The organism is Roseateles sp. T103 (genome assembly GCF_057219915.1).
Genome location: NZ_JBXVVS010000006.1, coordinates 39790 through 55888, shown reverse-complemented (window position 1 = coordinate 55888; position 16099 = coordinate 39790). Strand labels below are relative to the sequence as shown.

17 protein-coding genes are annotated in these 16099 nt (G+C 68.1%); 4 read left to right on the top strand and 13 right to left on the bottom strand.

The window, feature by feature from the left end; translation table 11 throughout:
• Positions 1 to 6: 6 nt before the first annotated feature.
• Both AC2EBS_RS16370 and AC2EBS_RS16365 read right to left on the bottom strand, forming a co-directional pair.
• Complete coding sequence (locus tag AC2EBS_RS16370) at positions 7 to 2040, bottom strand: M3 family metallopeptidase (protein ID WP_484729510.1); 2034 nt, start codon at positions 2038 to 2040, stop codon at positions 7 to 9.
• 147 nt (positions 2041 to 2187) lie between these two features.
• Positions 2188 to 4095, bottom strand: coding sequence for a propionate--CoA ligase (locus AC2EBS_RS16365; protein ID WP_484729509.1), 1908 nt, complete (start codon positions 4093 to 4095; stop codon positions 2188 to 2190).
• 541 nt (positions 4096 to 4636) lie between these two features.
• Here AC2EBS_RS16365 and AC2EBS_RS16360 point away from each other — a divergent pair.
• Positions 4637 to 5146, top strand: coding sequence for a C40 family peptidase (locus AC2EBS_RS16360; protein ID WP_484729648.1), 510 nt, complete (start codon positions 4637 to 4639; stop codon positions 5144 to 5146).
• Between the two features lie 24 nt (positions 5147 to 5170).
• Here AC2EBS_RS16360 and AC2EBS_RS16355 read toward each other — a convergent pair whose 3' ends face one another.
• Both AC2EBS_RS16355 and AC2EBS_RS16350 read right to left on the bottom strand, forming a co-directional pair.
• Complete coding sequence (locus tag AC2EBS_RS16355) at positions 5171 to 6067, bottom strand: delta(1)-pyrroline-2-carboxylate reductase family protein (RefSeq protein ID WP_484729508.1); 897 nt, start codon at positions 6065 to 6067, stop codon at positions 5171 to 5173.
• 37 nt (positions 6068 to 6104) lie between these two features.
• Positions 6105 to 7283 carry an acyl-CoA dehydrogenase gene (locus tag AC2EBS_RS16350; protein ID WP_484729507.1) on the bottom strand — a complete coding sequence of 393 codons (1179 nt, stop codon included), beginning with the start codon at positions 7281 to 7283 and terminating at the stop codon, positions 6105 to 6107.
• 150 nt (positions 7284 to 7433) lie between these two features.
• On the opposite strand from AC2EBS_RS16350, the gene AC2EBS_RS16345 reads away from it, so the two are divergent.
• From AC2EBS_RS16345 to AC2EBS_RS16335, 3 genes are all read left to right on the top strand, one after another.
• Positions 7434 to 8309, top strand: coding sequence for a LysR family transcriptional regulator (locus AC2EBS_RS16345; RefSeq protein WP_484729647.1), 876 nt, complete (start codon positions 7434 to 7436; stop codon positions 8307 to 8309).
• Between the two features lie 100 nt (positions 8310 to 8409).
• On the top strand, positions 8410 to 9363 hold the full coding sequence (locus AC2EBS_RS16340) for a sodium-dependent bicarbonate transport family permease (RefSeq protein WP_484729506.1): 954 nt from the start codon (positions 8410 to 8412) through the stop codon (positions 9361 to 9363).
• Complete coding sequence (locus AC2EBS_RS16335) at positions 9360 to 9668, top strand: P-II family nitrogen regulator (protein ID WP_484729505.1); 309 nt, start codon at positions 9360 to 9362, stop codon at positions 9666 to 9668. Before AC2EBS_RS16340 ends, AC2EBS_RS16335 begins: the two co-directional genes overlap by 4 nt.
• Positions 9669 to 9722: 54 nt before the next feature.
• Here the strand turns inward: AC2EBS_RS16335 and AC2EBS_RS16330 are convergent, their stop codons facing one another.
• From AC2EBS_RS16330 to AC2EBS_RS16290, 9 genes are all read right to left on the bottom strand, one after another.
• A complete protein-coding gene (locus tag AC2EBS_RS16330) occupies positions 9723 to 10013 on the bottom strand; it encodes a hypothetical protein (protein WP_484729504.1) in 291 nt (96 codons plus the stop codon).
• 75 nt (positions 10014 to 10088) lie between these two features.
• Complete coding sequence (locus tag AC2EBS_RS16325; RefSeq protein WP_484729503.1) at positions 10089 to 10601, bottom strand: class IV adenylate cyclase; 513 nt, start codon at positions 10599 to 10601, stop codon at positions 10089 to 10091.
• Between the two features lie 4 nt (positions 10602 to 10605).
• Entirely contained in the window at positions 10606 to 11025 is a 420-nt protein-coding gene (locus AC2EBS_RS16320) for a RidA family protein (RefSeq protein ID WP_484729502.1), read from the bottom strand.
• Between the two features lie 5 nt (positions 11026 to 11030).
• A complete protein-coding gene (locus AC2EBS_RS16315; RefSeq protein ID WP_484729501.1) occupies positions 11031 to 11492 on the bottom strand; it encodes an acyl-CoA thioesterase in 462 nt (153 codons plus the stop codon).
• Positions 11489 to 12205, bottom strand: coding sequence for an ABC transporter ATP-binding protein (locus AC2EBS_RS16310; protein ID WP_484729500.1), 717 nt, complete (start codon positions 12203 to 12205; stop codon positions 11489 to 11491). The genes AC2EBS_RS16315 and AC2EBS_RS16310 overlap by 4 nt, the downstream gene beginning before the upstream one ends.
• Entirely contained in the window at positions 12202 to 12981 is a 780-nt protein-coding gene (locus AC2EBS_RS16305) for an ABC transporter ATP-binding protein (RefSeq protein WP_484729499.1), read from the bottom strand. Before AC2EBS_RS16305 ends, AC2EBS_RS16310 begins: the two co-directional genes overlap by 4 nt.
• The gene (locus tag AC2EBS_RS16300) at positions 12974 to 13954 is read right to left on the bottom strand and encodes a branched-chain amino acid ABC transporter permease (protein ID WP_484729498.1); all 981 of its coding nucleotides are present in this window, start codon (positions 13952 to 13954) and stop codon (positions 12974 to 12976) included. The genes AC2EBS_RS16305 and AC2EBS_RS16300 overlap by 8 nt, the downstream gene beginning before the upstream one ends.
• A gap of 7 nt (positions 13955 to 13961) precedes the next feature.
• Positions 13962 to 14882, bottom strand: a complete 921-nt coding sequence (locus tag AC2EBS_RS16295; RefSeq protein WP_484729497.1) for a branched-chain amino acid ABC transporter permease — start codon at positions 14880 to 14882, stop codon at positions 13962 to 13964.
• Positions 14883 to 14898: 16 nt separating this feature from the next.
• Positions 14899 to 16089: an ABC transporter substrate-binding protein gene (locus tag AC2EBS_RS16290; protein WP_484729496.1), complete on the bottom strand. Its 1191-nt coding sequence runs from the start codon at positions 16087 to 16089 to the stop codon at positions 14899 to 14901.
• Between the last annotated feature and the right edge of the window lie 10 nt (positions 16090 to 16099).

Here is a 16099-nt window from a genome sequence, read left to right as displayed (position 1 = left end):
GCCGGCTCAGCGGCGCAGGTAGTCAAAGAAGGCCTTGTTGCTCGGCTCACGACCGAGGAAGTCGCGCACCAGTTCGGGCGCGGGGCGTTGACCGCCCTGCCCGAGCACGGTGTTGCGATAACGCGCGCCGACCTCGGTGCCCAGCTTGTCGGCCTTGAACTCGCCGCGCAGGTCCATCGCCAGCACCAGGCTCCACAGATAGCCGTAGTAGCCGGCGCCGTAGCCGCCGGACAGATGCGCGAATCCAGCCGGGAACATCGTGCCCTGCACATGGCCCAGCGGCGTCGCGCCTTCCATGCGGGCCCACAGGCCCATCGGATCGGCCTTGCCCGGGCTGCTGTGCAGCGTCAGGTCATAGCTGGCATAGAGATGCTGGCGGCCGTACTGCGAGCCCTTGCCGAAGTCCTTGGCCGCGCGGGCCTGACCGACCATCTCGTCCGGCACCGTCTTGCACGGCGGGCAGACCTCCGCCATCAGCTTGAGCACCTTTTTGTCGTAGACCCAGTCCTCGAGCATCTGCGAGGGCGCCTCGACGAAGTCATGCATCACGCTGGTACCGCCCTGCAGCGCATAGCGGGTGGTGGACAGGTTGTTGTGCACCGCATGGCCCAGCTCGTGCAGCAAGGTCTCGACCTCGTCCAGCGTCAGGCCCTTGCGGTCGAAGTTGACCACCAGTGCGGCCATCGGCAGGCGGCCGGTGGCCGTGCTGCTGGAGCGCAGCGGCCAGACGGCGGCATGGTTGTACTTGCCGTCGCGCGGATAGAGGTCCACGTAGAGCGAGGCCAGCGGCTTGGCCGTAGCGGCATCGCTCACCGCAAAAGCCTGCACCTCGGGATGCCAGGCCTCGGTCTTCACCGGCGTGTACTTCACACCCATCATCTGCTCGATGATGCGCATCGAGAACAGCAGGCTCTCCTGTGGCGGGAAGTAGGGGCGGAAGGCCTCCTGGTCCACCGAGAAGCGCGCCTTGCGAATGCGCTCGGCATAGAAGCTGGCATCCCAGCGCTCCACCTTGGTCGCTTCCAGCGGGGTGCCCAGGTGCTGGGCCTTGGCCGCGCTAAGCTCGCCGACATCGGCGCGCTCGCCCTCGAGCACCGCGGCCTTGACCTCGTCGAGGAACTTCATCGCCGTCTCGCCGTCCTTGGCCATGCGGCGGCGCAGATTGAAGTCCACGTAGTTCTTGAAGCCGAACAGCGACGCGTACTCCTGGCGCGCCTGCACGATCTCGGCCAGCAGCTTCAGGTTCGCCTGGCCGCCCTCGTTGGTCTTGGCCAGCCACATGCGCTCGCGCGCCGCGCCGCTCTCGGCGCTCTGCATCACCGGCACATAGCTCGGATAGTCGACGCCCAGCAGGATGCGGCCCTGTCCGTCGCGCTTGGCGTTCTTCCACACGCTCTCGGGCACGCCCTTGAGCTCGGCCTCGCTGAACGCCACGCGCGTGCCGGCGTCACGGATGTTCTTGTTGAACTGCTGGTCCAGCTCGGCGATGCGGTCCAGCAGCTGCTTGGCGCGCGCGCGGGCCTTGGGCGGCAGCGCGACACCGGAATCCTCGAATGCGCCGAGGCTGACACGCACCAGCTCGCGGTCGATCGCATCCTTGGCCGGGGCGCTCTTCAGCGCCCGATACAGCTTGGCGTTCTGTCCCAGGCTGGAATTGAAGTCGGCCCAGCGCAGCGCACAGGCCTGGGCCGCATCGCGCACCGCGGAGTCCGGATGCACGTACTGCATGAAGTCCAGCGGGTTCTGCGTGTCTTCTTGGAACGCATAGAAAGCGTCGTAGGCGGCCAGCCAGCCGGCATCGACCTTGCGCTTCTCCAGCACGGCCAGACGCTTGCGCGCCTGCTCGAGCCCGGCGTCGCAAGCGCTCTTGACCTCGCCTGCCGAACTGAACAGCGGCAGGGCCGGCGTCGGCAGCGCAGTCGCTGCCGCCGTCGCGGCGGCCAGTGCAGGCAGTTGCGCCCAGGCCAGGGCCAGGGCGCCAACGAAGGTGAGCAGCGGCTTGTGCTTGCCGATGCGGCTGATGTGCGGCGCTTGGGTCATCGCTTCTCCGTCCAAGCACGCCGCATCCCCGGCGGGTTGCCGGCGGCAGGGGCGTGCGGGCGCGATTGTGCAGCGGGCGCGCGGCGAGGTCGCCCGGCGCTGCGACAGAGCGCCGAAAGCGCGGCACGAGCGGCGGTTGCCGCCGGGTCAGCCCTTGACCAGTTCCTTGATCTGCTGCAGCGCGGTCGGATCCTCGATCGTGGTCAGGTCGCCCGGATCGCGCGCCTCGCAGACCGCCTGAATGGCGCGGCGCAGCAGCTTGCCCGAGCGCGTCTTCGGCAGCACGCTGACGAAGCGCACGCGCGCCGGCCGCGCCACTGCGCCGAGTTGCTCGTCCACCAGCTTCATGATCTGGCCTTCAAGCATCAGCGCGTCCTCGGGCGTGGCGGCGCGGTTCGGATCCTTCAGCACCGCGAAGGCCATCGCCACCTGGCCCTTGAGCTGGTCGGCCACGCCGACCACCGCCACCTCGGCGACGTTCGGATGGCTGGCGATGCTCTCCTCGATCTCTCGCGTGCCCAGGCGATGGCCGGCGACGTTGATCACGTCGTCGGTACGGCCGAGGATGAAAAAGTAGCCATCGGCATCCTTCACGCCCCAGTCGAAGGTGCTGTACATCGTGCGGCCGTGGATGCTGGACCAATAGGTCTTCACATAGCGCTCGTCGTCACCCCAAACGGTCTGTAGGCAGCCCGGTGGCAGCGGGCCTTCGACCGCGATGACGCCCTTCTTGCCCGGCTCGGTGATCTCCGCGGCAGTGTTCTCGTCGATCAGCCGTACGTCGTAGCCATAGACGGCCTTGCCTGGCGAGCCGAACTTGGTCGGCGCCTGCTCCACGCCGTTGCACACCGCCAGGATGGGCCAGCCGGTCTCGGTCTGCCAGTAGTTGTCGATGATGGGCTTCTTGATTGCGTCGGCGATCCAGGTGGCCGTCGGCTCGTCCAGCGGCTCACCGGCCAGGAACAGCGCCCGCAGGCTGCTGAGGTCGTATTTGGAGAGAAACGCCGGGTCCTGCTTCTTCAGCACGCGCGCCGCGGTCGGCGCGCTGAACATCACCGTCACCTTGTACTTCTCCACCAGGCTCCACCAGATGCCGGCGTCGGGCCGGATCGGCAGGCCCTCGTACATGATGGTCGCCATGCCGGCGATCAGCGGCCCGTAGACGATGTAGCTGTGGCCCACCACCCAGCCGATGTCGCTGGTGCTGAAGTAGGTCTCGCCCGCATTGCCGCAGTAGATGTGCTTCATGCTCGCGGCCAGAGCCACCGCATAGCCACCGGTGTCGCGCTGCACACCCTTGGGCTTGCCAGTGGTGCCGCTGGTGTAGAGCGTGTAGCTGGGCGTGCTGGACTCCAGCCAGGTGCAAGGCACACGGGCGTCGAGGTGCTGCTGGCGCAGCGCCGCGTAGTCCAGGTCGCGGCCGGCCACGGCGTCGAACGGCGCCAGGCCGCGGTTGACCATCAGCACCGACTTGGGCTTGTGCTGGGCCAGATGGATCGCCTCGTCGAGCAGGTGCTTGTAGGGCACGACCTTGCCGCTGCGGCTGCCCGCATCGGCGCTGACGACGAGCTTGGGCTGGGCGTCGTCGATGCGGCTGGCCAGCGAAACACTGGCAAAGCCGCCGAACACCACCGAGTGGATCGCACCGATGCGCGCGCAGGCCAGCATCGCGAAGGCCGCCTCGGGAATCATCGGCATGTAGATCAGCACGCGGTCGCCCTGCGTGACACCCTGCGCCAGCAGGATGGCGGCCATGCGTTCGACCTCGCGCTGCAGCTCGGCGAAGCTGTAGACGATCTCCTTGTCCACTTCCGTCGAGACCCAGATCAGCGCGCGGTCCTCAGGCCGCTTGGCCGCATGGCGGTCCACCGCGTTGTGGCAGAGATTGGTCTTGCCGCCGACGAACCAGTTGACGAAGGGCGGCCGGCTGTAGTCGCAGACCTGGCTGAACGGCGTCTGCCAGTCGATCAGCCCGGCCTGCTCGGTCCAGAAGGCGTCGCGATCCTCGATCGAGCGACGGTAGAAGTCGGAATAGCTGGTGCTGCCCATAGCCATCGGATGCCTCTCTGCGCAGGGGGCGGGTCGCCCGTAATTATTGATGATGAATTCAAGAAGCGAGCATTTCATGCCGCCGGGCTGACGATAGCCTGACCCCCGGCGCCCGCCAAGCGGCTGGCCCCGGTGCCGTTACGCCTGCTTGCGCCAAGTCAGCCCCGCTTGCCCGGGGCGGCGGGTAGCTGTGCTCCAATCCGGCCATTGAGCTTCAACCCGCTTCCGGCCGACACCGGGCTAACCCTGGCCGGGCCCAGCCTTGCTTGACACCCTGAATCCCACGCCGCGACACTCGCCGGCCATGCCCGCCGGCACCGTCTCCCCCTTCTGCCGTCAGCCATCCAAGGCCGGCCGCGCCAGCGCGGTCCTGCTGGCCTGCACGCTCGCGCTGGCTGCAACCGGGCTTGCCCGCGCGCAGAGCGCGACGGCCTCGCCGCAGCCCGGGCAAGCGCAGCAGCAGACCGCCGTGCTGCCCGAGAGTGCTGCCAGCAGCGTCGCACCGCTGAGCAGCGACCCGATCAGCCGTTTCCTGCGCGAGCGCGGGCTGTGGAGTGGGCAGTCCGGCAGCGGCGCCGACAGCCCTGCCCTGCTCGACCAGGTGCGCGACCATGCTTCGGATCTGGTGCTGTCGGCAATGAACTTCCTCGGCGTGCCCTACCGCCGCGGCGGCAACTCGGCAGAAACCGGCTTCGACTGCAGCGGCTTCACCCGCCACATCTTCGAGATGAGTCTGGGGCTGGTGCTGCCGCGACGCGCCGACGAACAGGCCAAGCTGTCCAGCCTGGTGCCGATCAAGAAGGAAGACCTGAAGCCGGGTGATCTGGTGTTCTTCAACACGATGCGGCGGACCTTCTCGCATGTGGGCATCTACGTCGGCGATGGCAAGTTCATCCACGCGCCGCGCAGCGGCACCAAGGTGCGGGTGGAAGACATGCGCGAGGCCTACTGGACCAAGCGCTACACCGGCGCGCGCCGAGCGCCCGCTGCTGCCGGCAGCGACTCGGCGGCCGCAGCGGCAGCCGCCGCGGCGGCCAAGGGCACGAGCGCTCAATAGTCGTGCGGCCCTGCCGAGCGACTGTCAGCCGGCCAGCGCCACCTCGACCGCCGCCAGGTCCCAGGCCGCATGGCCGACGGTCTTGAAGAGCAGCGCTGCACCAGTCGGCGGCGCATCGAGCGCCTGAGCCAAGGGCAGCACCCGCGCCCAATCGATGCCCGCCTGGATCAGGTCGCCAGCCTCGTGGCGAGCGCCTTGCAGCGTGTCGACGACGACCTGCCGCGCACGCACCACGGCTGCCGGCACCTCGACCATCTCCGGCGTGAAGGCGCCGATGGCGACGATCAGCGTCGCGTCGTCGAGTTGCTCCGGCAGCACCGGCACGCGGCTGGTCGTCGCCGTGATCACCGCATCAGCGCCGTCCAGCGTCGAGCGAACATCGGGTAGAGCCACGGCAGCAATGCCTTCGGCGCGCAGCTGGCTGGCCAGCGCCTGCGCCTTGTCCGTGCTGCGGCTGGCCAGGCGGAGCTCGACGCCGGGATGGCAGTCCTGCAGCGCCCGCGCATGCTCGGCCGCCTGCACACCGGCGCCGATCAGCGCGACCCGCCGCACCGGCCTTGGCTGCAAGGCGCGCAGCCCCAGCATCGACAGCGCCGCGGTGCGGCGCGCCGTCACCGTGGGGCCGTCGAGCAGCGCCAGCGCCTCGCCATTGCGCGCATCGCTGGCCAGCACCTGGCCGCGTATCGCCGCCAGGCCCTGGGCCGGATTGCCCGGATGCACGGTGATCAGCTTGGCAATCGCCAGCCGCTCGTCGGCAGCCGGCATCGCGAGATAGCGAGCCCCTTCGGGCAGCGGCAGCACCAGACGCTCGGGCGCCTGGATCGCACCCGCCGCCAGGCGCCGCGCCGCCGCGGCCAGCGCCGGCAGCAGCGCTGCATAGGGCAGGCGCTGGCGCGTCTGTTCGGCGTCGAGGATCAGCATCGGCGCTGCAGCCAGCCGCGTGGGCCGTGACGCGCGCTCAGAACGCCGCGATGCCGGTCTGCGCGCGGCCGAGGATCAGCGCGTGGATGTCGTGCGTGCCCTCGTAGGTATTCACCACTTCCAGGTTCACCAGATGGCGGGCGATGCCGAACTCGTCGCTGATGCCGTTGCCGCCCAGCATGTCGCGCGCGGTACGGGCGATGTCCAGTGCCTTGCCGCAGCTGTTGCGCTTCATGATCGAGGTGATCTCCACCGCGGCGGTGCCCTCGTCCTTCATGCGGCCCAGGCGCAGGCAGCCCTGCAGGCCCAGCGTGATCTCGGTTTGCATGTCGGCCAGCTTCTTCTGCACCAGCTGGTTGGCGGCCAGCGGCTTGCCGAACTGCTTGCGGTCCAGCGTGTATTGACGGGCCTTGTGCCAGCAGTCCTCGGCCGCGCCCAGCGCACCCCAGGCGATGCCGTAGCGCGCGCTGTTCAGGCAGGTGAACGGGCCCTTCAGACCGCGCACCTCGGGGAAGGCGTTCTCCTCGGGGCAGAACACGTTGTCCATCACGATCTCGCCGGTGATCGACGCGCGCAGGCCCACCTTGCCGTGGATGGCCGGCGCGCTCAGGCCCTTCCAGCCCTTCTCCAGCACGAAGCCGCGGATCTGGCCGCCATCGTCCTTGGCCCAGACCACGAACACGTCGGCGATCGGGCTGTTGGTGATCCACATCTTGGCGCCGCTGAGGCTGTAGCCGCCATCCACCTTCTTGGCGCGCGTGATCATCGAGCCGGGGTCGGAGCCATGGTTGGGCTCGGTCAGGCCGAAGCAGCCGATGTACTCGCCCGAGGCCAGCTTGGGCAGGTACTTCTGCTTGGTCGCCTCGTTGGCGAACTCGTTGATCGGCACCATCACCAGCGAGCTCTGCACGCTCATCATCGAGCGATAGCCCGAATCGACGCGCTCCACCTCGCGGGCGATCAGGCCGTAGGACACATAGTTCAGGCCGGCACCGCCGTACTGCTCGGGGATCGTCGGGCCCAGCAGGCCCAGTTCGCCCATCTCGCGAAAGATCGCGGCATCGGTCTTCTCGTGACGGAAGGCTTCCAGCACGCGCGGCGCCAGCTTGTCCTGGCAGTAGGCACGCGCGGCATCGCGCACGGCGCGCTCGTCCTCGCTGAGCTGCTGGTCCAGCAGCAGCGGATCGTCCCAGTGGAAGCTTGCCTTGGATGCCATGGATCGTTCTCCTCGATGCGGCGTTCAGTCGTGTATGTCGATCAGCCGCGACAGGGCGGCGCTGACGACAGTATTCCCGTAGCAACGATTCGTGTCCAATTCAGGATTCGACTCCGACGATTCGCAACAACTATGAGCTCAGCCAGCCGACTGGAATTTCGCCACCTGCGCTACTTCATCGCACTGGCTGAAGAGCTGCACTACGGCCGCGCCGCGCAGCGCCTGGCGATCTCGCAGCCACCGCTCTCGGTGGCAATCCAGCAGCTCGAAGCCCATGTCGGGGCGCGCCTGTTCGACCGTGACAGCAAAGGCGTGCGCCTGACGCCAGCCGGCGACGCCTTTCGCCTCAGCGCCCAGGCCCTGCTCAACCGCGCCGAGGACGCCTGCGCGCTGGCCCGCGAGGTGCAGGCCGGCGAAGTCGGGCGGCTGCGCCTGGGCTTCGTCGGTTCCACCCTGTTCCATGGCCTGGCCGGCTGGCTGCAGGATTTCCAGGCACAGCACCCCAAGGTCGAGGTGGTGGTGGTGGAACTGAACTCCCAGGACCAGATCGAGGCCCTGCTCCACGAAGAACTGGATCTGGCGCTGCTGCACACCGACCGCCTGCCGCCGGGCTTGGCCAGCAGCCCGCTCTACAGCGAGCCCTTTCTGGCCTGCCTGCCAGCCGGGCACAAGATGGCGAACAAGCGCCAGGTGGCGCTGGCTTCGTTGAGCGATCAGCCCTTCATTCTATTCTCGCGCAAGGGCTCGCCCGACTATCACGCACGCATCATCGAGATGTGTCGCAGCCAGGGCTTCTACCCGCGCTTGCAGCACGAGGGCCGGCACTGGCTCTCGGTGGTCTCGCTGGTCGGCCAGGGGCTGGGTGTGTCCATCGTGCCCGCCTCCTTCAAGCAGGCCGGCATCCAGGGCGCGGTGTTCAAGCCGCTGGTCGAAGCCATCGCACCCTCGGCTGTATTCGCCGCCTGGCGACGGGATTCGGCACCGGCATTGCGGGAGGCATTCCTGGCGGCTCGGCTGCGAAGCTGAGCCGCTTCTTGATTGGCGCCGAGCGCCCGAAGTTGCGTCGGCCCCAGAACCGAAGCGCGGCGGCGCAGGGGCGTTGGCGGCTGCGCGACAATGCGCACCCATGTTCGATGTCGTCGTCTTGTTTTTCGCGCTCGGGGTCTTCGCCCGTGTGGTCAAGAGTGATCTGCGACTGCCCGAGGCCCTGTACGAGACCCTCACCATCTATCTCTTGCTGGCCATAGGACTCAAGGGCGGACTGGAGCTGAGCCGGCAGCCCCTGATGGACCTGCTGCCGCAGGTGCTGGCCGTGATGGCCCTGGGCGCCATGGTTCCGCTGGTGGTCACGCCCCTGCTGCGCCTGGCGGGCTTGCGGCCCGTCGACGCCGCGGGCCTGGCCGCACACTACGGCTCGGTGAGCGTCGTGACCTTTGCCGTGGCCCTGGCCGCCGTGCAACAGGCCGGCCTGGCCTTTGAATCGCATGCCGCCCTTTGGGTGGCCGTGATGGAGGCGCCGGGCCTGGTGGTGGGCATCGTGCTCGCCCGACTGGCGCTCAAGCGCGCCGATGCCGCCAGCGGCTCGCGTATCCGCTGGGATCTGTTGGCCCACGAGGTGCTGCTGGGCAAGAGCGTGCTGCTGTTGATGGGGGGGCTGCTGATCGGCGCCGTGGCTGGCGATGGGGGCGTGGCCCCGATCAAGGCCGTGTTCATCGATCCCTTCAAGGGTGTGCTGGCGCTGTTCCTGCTGGAGTTGGGCCTGGTCGCCGGTGGTCAGTTGGGTGCGCTCAAGCGCCACGGCATCAAGCTCGTGCTGCTGGGCTGCGCCCTGCCGCCGCTGCTGGCCCTGGCCGGTGCGACCACCGGCAAGCTGCTGGGGCTGCAGGTCGGCGGCGTGGCCTTGCTGGCCACGCTGGCGGCCAGTGCCAGCTACATCGCCGCACCCGCCGCACTGCGCGTGGCTGTGCCCCAAGCCAACACCGGTCTGGCCATCGCCTGTGCGTTGGGCGTGACCTTTCCCTTCAATCTGCTGGTGGGCATCCCGCTGTACCTGCATCTGGCCCCGTACTTCACGCGATGAGCAACAAGCACCACCCCAAGACCAAACTCACGCTGGTGGCCGAGGCTGCGCTCGAGCCACGGCTGCTGGCCGAACTCAAGCGCCATCAAGCCCATGTCTGGACCATCAGCGAGGTGCGCGGCGCATTTCCGGAAGGCGAGCGTGATGGCGACTGGGAGGCCAACCGCACCATAGAGATCAAGGTCATCTGCGATGCAGCCGTGGCCGATGCGATCGCGGACGCGGTGCTGGACAAGTACAGCGCTGACTTCAGCGTGGTCATGTACTTCAGCGATGTGAGCGTGCTGCGCGCTGAGCGCTACTGATCGCGCCGTCGATCGACCTGGCCTGGGGCGAACGCCCCAGATGCCGCGCTCGCACTAGCGCGAGATCTTGCGCTCGATCTCGACCACCACGCCGCCGCGCAGCGTCAGGATGGTCAGCGTCTGCGGGTCGCGCGCAGCAGGGAAGTAGGTCCAGGTCTTCTCTTCCGGCTGCCCCTTGACACTGCGCACCATGGCCTCATGGTCGGGCTTGCCGATGCGGTGGATCACCTCGCCCTCATGCATGCCGCGGCTGATGAAGCCGCGCTCGCGTGCATCGACCGCCTGCGCCACGAGGTGCGCCAGCGCCAGGCTCAGGCCGACCGCAATTGCCCATCCACTCTTCATCTGCCATCCCCTCAAGGCCATGGACCTTGAACGCCGGGCTGCAGCTGCCGTTGACAACGCTGCAGCCGCCCGCGCCTACCGTGCAGCCAGCAGGTCCCGGTAGGACGCTTCGACCAGCTCTGCCTCGCGGATGCCCAGCTGACGCATCAGCCGGTAGGCCTGCAGCTCGCCCGCAGCGAGAGGCTCCTGCTCATCGAGCACGACCTCGATCTCGACAAAGTCGCCCAAGCCTTGCACATGGTCCAGATGGACATGCGCACGGCCGATCAGGTACTGCGCGCGCTGCTTGCGCACCCGCCCTGCCACGCCCAAGGCCTGACCCAGCGTCTCCCGCAGGCTCTGCGCATCGGGTGTCTCGCTCACCACGAAGAAGGACTCCTTCGGCCCCGTCTGGTCCGCGCGTCGGTAGAAGATCAGCTTGCCGCTGCCATCGGCGAAGGCGCGCAGCTTCAGCCGGCCTTGCGGACAGGGAAAGAAGGTGTCGTCCTGAGAGATCTCCGCCGGCTCCAGCCCGGTGAGCGAGCGCAGGCGTTCGATGAGCAGCGCACGGTCGCTGACGCGCGCCTTGATCTCGACGTTGCGCGCCACGAGCTCAGGCCACCACCGCGGTCACCTCGATCTCGACCTTCGCGCGGTCTTCCATCAGGCCGGCCACCTGCACCGCGCTCATTGCGATGCCGTATTCCTGGCCCAGCACCTCGCGGTAGACCGCGCCGACCTCGCGGCCGCGGGCGATGTATTCGCGCTTGTCGATCAGGTACCAGGTCATGCGCGTGATGTGTTCAGGGCCAGCACCGGCCTCGGCCAGCACCGCCTTGATGTTCAGCAGCGCCTGGCGCACCTGCGCGACGAAGTCGTCGCTGTCGAACTGGCATTGCGCGTTCCAGCCGATCTGGCCGGCGACGAAGACCTGGCGGCCGCTGGCGGCCACGCCGTTGGCATAGCCGCGCGGCTGCGCCCAGCCGGCGGGTTGCAGCACTTGCTTGGTGGAGGCGTTCGTTGGCGTCGTCATGGTGCTCAGGCTCCGGTTGCGCCAGTGGCGGCGGCAGCGCGCTCCAGCGCAGCGCGCAGATCGGGCGGGAAGGCTTGGGATCGATGGCTGTCCAGCGAGGTGCAGACCAGCACCTGCTCGAAGCGGGCGCGCTCGACGCCGTCGTCGCGGCCGACGAAGCGGATGTCCAGGCGCAGCGAGCTGCGGCCCAGCTTGATGATGGCCACGCGCTGAGCAAGCCAGTCGCCCATGCGGCTGACCGACTTGAATTCGCTCTTCAGGTCCACCGTCGGCAGGCCGATGCGGCGCGGGCCGAGCAGCTGCGCGTAGTCCACGCCCAGGCTGTCGGTGATCCAGTCCTCGACCACCGCATTGAGCATCTCGTGGTAACGAGGGAAGAACACGATGCCGGCCGGGTCGCAATGGCCGAAGCGCACCAGTTCATGGCGCTCGTAGACAAAGTGGGGAGCTTGAGTGGGGGAGTTCATATTCCAAGGTAGCGATGCCACAGCGCAGGGTCGGCGTCCAGCGCCGCCGAGTCGCCGGCCCAGGCCACACGGCCGCGCTCGACGATGCAGTGGTGGTCGGCCAGCGCAATCAGGCGCTTGACGTATTTGTCAACGACGAGGATGGTCTGGCCCGCCGCGCGCAGCGTCGCCAGGCAGTGCCAGATTTCCTCGCGGATCAGCGGCGCCAGCCCCTCGGTGGCCTCGTCGAGCACGAGCAGGCGCGGATTGGTCATCAGCGCGCGGGCGATGGCCAGCATCTGCTGCTCGCCGCCGGAGAGCTGGTTGCCCATATTCGCCTGGCGTTCCTTCAACCGCGGGAAGAGCGCGAACACGCGCTCCAGATCCCAGGGCTCTGCCGCGCCGCTGCGGTTCGCGGCAAAGGCCTGCAGATGCTCCAGCACGCTGAGGTTGGGGAAGACCTGGCGCCCCTCGGGCACCACGGCCAAGCCCAGCCGCGCGATGCGGTCGGCGCTCCAGCCGGTGACGTCCTCGCCGGCGAAGCGGATGCGCCCGCCCTTGGGCTGCATCCAGCCGACCAGGCAGCGCAGCGTGGTGCTCTTGCCCATGCCGTTGCGGCCCAGCAGCGTGGCGACCTCGCCGCTGCGCACCGCGAGGTCGATGCCGAACAGCACCTGGCTGCTGCCATAGGCGGCCTGCAGGCCGCTCACTTCGAGCAAAGCCTCGCCGCTCACAGCGCGCTCTCCAGTTCATCACCCAGATAGGCCTTGCGCACCGCCGGGTGCGCGCGCACCTCGTCGGGCGTGCCGGTGGCGATCACGCGGCCGAACACCAGCGTGGAGATGCGGTCTGCCAGGCGGAACACCGCGTCCATATCGTGCTCGACGAGCAGCAATGTGAGCTCCTGGCGCAAGGACTGCAGCAGCTCGACCATGCGCTCGGATTCATCGGGGCCCATGCCCGCCATCGGTTCGTCCAGCAGCAGCAGGCGCGGACGCGCGGCCAGCGCGAGGCCCACCTCCAGCTGGCGCTGCTCGCCATGGCCCAGGCTGCCGGCGGGCCGATCCGCCTTTGCGGTCAGACCCACGCGCGCCAGCAGCGCCTCCGCCTCGGCATAAGCCGCGTCGTCGCGCAACGCGATGCGGCGCCACGAGGGCAGATCCGGACGGCGCGCCTGCACCGCTAATGCGAAGTTGTCGCGCACGCTGAAGGGCTTGAAGATGCTGGTGATCTGGTACGAGCGCACCAGCCCCGCGCGCACATGCGCGGCCATGCCGGCATGGGTCAGCTCCTGGCCGGCGAAGACGATGCGCCCGGCGTCCGGCGCCAGCGCACCGGAGATCTGGTGGATCAGCGTGGTCTTGCCGGCGCCGTTGGGGCCGATCAGCGCATGCACCTCGCCTTCGCGCACGCTGAACGTGGCCTCGTCGGTGGCGGCCAGCGCGCCGAAGCGCTTCACCAGGCCCTGCACCTGCAGCAGCTCGCCCTGCCCTGCTTGCACTTCAGCCATGGCCGCGTCCTCCCCGCTTGAAGCGCAGGGCCGCCAGGCCGCGCGGCGCGAACAGCACCACCAGCAGCAACAGCACGCCCAGGCCCAGCTGCCAGTGCATCGTGTATCCAGCCAACACTTCCTCCAGCAGCAGCAGCGCCGCCGCGCCCAGCGCACCACCCCACAGCGTGCCGGCGCCGCCGAGGATGACCATGATCATCAGCTGACCCGACTGCGACCAGTGCAGCATGTGCGGGCTGGCCATGCCGTTCAGATTGACCAGCAGCGCGCCCGCCAACCCGGCCAGCGCGCCAGCCACGACGAAGGCCTGCCAGCGCACCGCGAACACCGGCGCGCCGACGGCCAGCATGCGCTGCTCGTTCTCCTTGGCGCCCTGCAGCAGCCAGCCCAGCGGCGAGTTGACGAGACGCTGCAGGCCCCACAGCACCGCCACTGTGATCGCCAGCACAACGAGATAGAACTGCTCGTCCACCTGCAGATCGGTGAGGCCCGGCAGCAGCGTCGAGCGCTGCGGCAGCGGCAGGCCGTCGTCACCGCCATAAGCCTTCAGCGAGACGACCAGGTAATAGAACATCTGCGCGAAGGCCAGCGTGATCATGATGAAGTACACGCCGCGGGTGCGCAGGCTCACTGCACCGATCGCAGCGGCAGCAAGACCTGACACCAGCATCGCCACCGGCCAGGCGATCCAGGCCGATTGCACGCCGGCATCGGCGAAGATGCCCACCGTGTAGGCGCCCAGGCCAAGATAGGCCGCATGGCCGAAGCTGACCAAGCCGCCGAAGCCGAGGATCAGGTTCAGGCTGGACGCGGCGATGGCGAAGATCATCAGCCGCGTCGCCACGCCGGTATAGAACTCCAGCTCGAAAGCCTTCAGCACCCAGGGCAGCGCCACCGCCGCGACGAGCAGCAGCGCCAGCAGCCAGCGCGCCGGGCCGGCATGGTGCAGTTGCGATTGGCGTTCGGTTTGCATCGTCATCTCAGCCGCGCGCCGGGAAGAGACCCTGCGGCTTCCAGAACAGCACCGCCGCCATCAGCACATAGATCAGCATCGAAGCCAGCGCCGGCCCCAGGTTGGACGCCACCTCGGGCGAGGCCAGCTGGCGCAGCGCCATGGGCAGCAGCGTGCGGCTCGCGGTGTCCACCAGGCCGACCAGCAGCGAACCGACCAGCGCACCGCGGATCGAGCCGATGCCGCCGATCACGATGACGACGAAGGCGGTGATCAGGATGCTCTCGCCCATGCCTACCTGCACCGCCAGCAGCGGCCCGAGCAGCGAGCCGGCCACTGCGCACAGCGCGGCGCCGAAGCCGAACACCAGCGTGAAGAGACGCTGGATGTTCACGCCCATCGCGGTGGCCATCGCGCGGTTCGAGGCGCCGGCGCGCACCCACATGCCGACGCGGGTACGCGTCACCAGCAGATACAGCAGCAACGCGACGGCCAGGCCCACACCGATGATCAGCAGACGGTAGCTCGGATACATCAGCCCAGGCAGCAGTTCCACCGGGCCGGACAGCGCCGCCGGCGTGTTCAGCATCAGCGGCTGCTCGCCCCAGATGATGCGCACGCTCTCGTTGAGGATCAGGATCAGCGCGAAGGTGGCCAGCACCTGCGACAGGTGGTCGCGGCTGTAGAGCCGGCGCAGCAGCGACACCTCCAGCAGCATGCCCACCACCGCAGTGCCGGCCACAGCCGCCAGCACCGCCACCGCGAAGGAGCCGCTGGCCTGCGCCACCGCCGCGGCCAGGTAAGCGCCCACCATATAGAGCGAGCCGTGGGCCAGGTTGATCATGTCCATGATGCCGAACACCAGCGTCAGCCCGGCGGCCAGCAGGAACAGCATCAGCCCGAACTGCAGGCCGTTCAGGGCCTGCTCGGTGATCAATATCCAGTCCACAGCGCGCGGCGCCTCGTCACTTCATCTTGCACGCGGAGGCGTAGGCATCCGCGTGGTTGCTGAAGATCTTGCCCAGCGTCTTGTTGGTCACGCGGCCCTGGCTGTCCTTGGTGATGACGCGCAGGTAGTAGTCCTGGATCGGGTACTGGTTGTTGCCGAACTTGAAGGGCCCGCGCACCGATTCGAACTTGGCAGCCTTCAGCGCCTTCAGCACCGCCTCGTTGTCCTCGATCTTGCCCTTGACGTCGCGCACCGCGGCGGCGATCAGCATGGCCGCGTCATAGCCCTGGCTGGCATAGAGCGAAGGCAGGCGGCCGTAGTCCTTCTGGAAGTCGGCGACGAACTTCTTGTTCGCGGCGTTGTCCATGTCGTGCGCCCACTGCGAGCTGTTGAACATGCCCAGCATCGGGTCGCCCACCGCCTTGATCACATCCTCGTCGGCCGAGAAGCCGGGGCCGAACAGCGTGATGTCCTTCGAGAGACCGGCGCCGACGAACTGCTTGATGAAGTTGATGCCCATGCCGCCGGGCAGGAAGATGTACATCGCATCGGGCTTGGCGGCGCGCGCCTGCGCCAGCTCGGCCGAGTAGTCCAGCTGGCCGAGCTTGGTGTAGATCTCGTCAGCCACCGCGCCCTTGTAGTAGCGCTTGAAGCCGGTCAGCGCATCCTTGCCCGCCGGGTAGTTGGGCGCCAGCAGCACGACCTTCTTGAAGCCCTTGTCCATCACCGTCTTGCCCACCGCCTCGTGCAGGTTGTCGTTCTGCCAGGCGACGTTGAAGAAATAAGGATTGCACTGTTCGCCCGCGTACTGCGAGGGACCGGCATTGGCGCTGACATAGGGCGTCTTGGACGCGAACACCGTGGGGCCGACGGCCAGCATCACGTTGGAGAACACGATGCCGGTCATGAAGTCGACCTTGTCGCGCTTAAGCAGGCGCTCGGTGGTCTGTTTGGCGACGTCGGGGTTCGCCTGGTCGTCGGCGGTGATCACCTCGACCGGCAGGTTGCCGAACTTGCCGCCCAGATGCTTGACCGCGAGGTTGAAGCCGTCGCGGATGTCCACACCCAGGCCGGCGCCGGGGCCGGACAGCGTGCTGAGCATGCCCACCTTGACCTTGTCGGCGGCCCAGGCGGGCTGCAGCGCCAGCGTGGCGGCAGCGGCCGCCGTGCAGAGGAAGAAGCGGGCCTTCTTGCGTGTGCTCATCATGCGTGTCTCC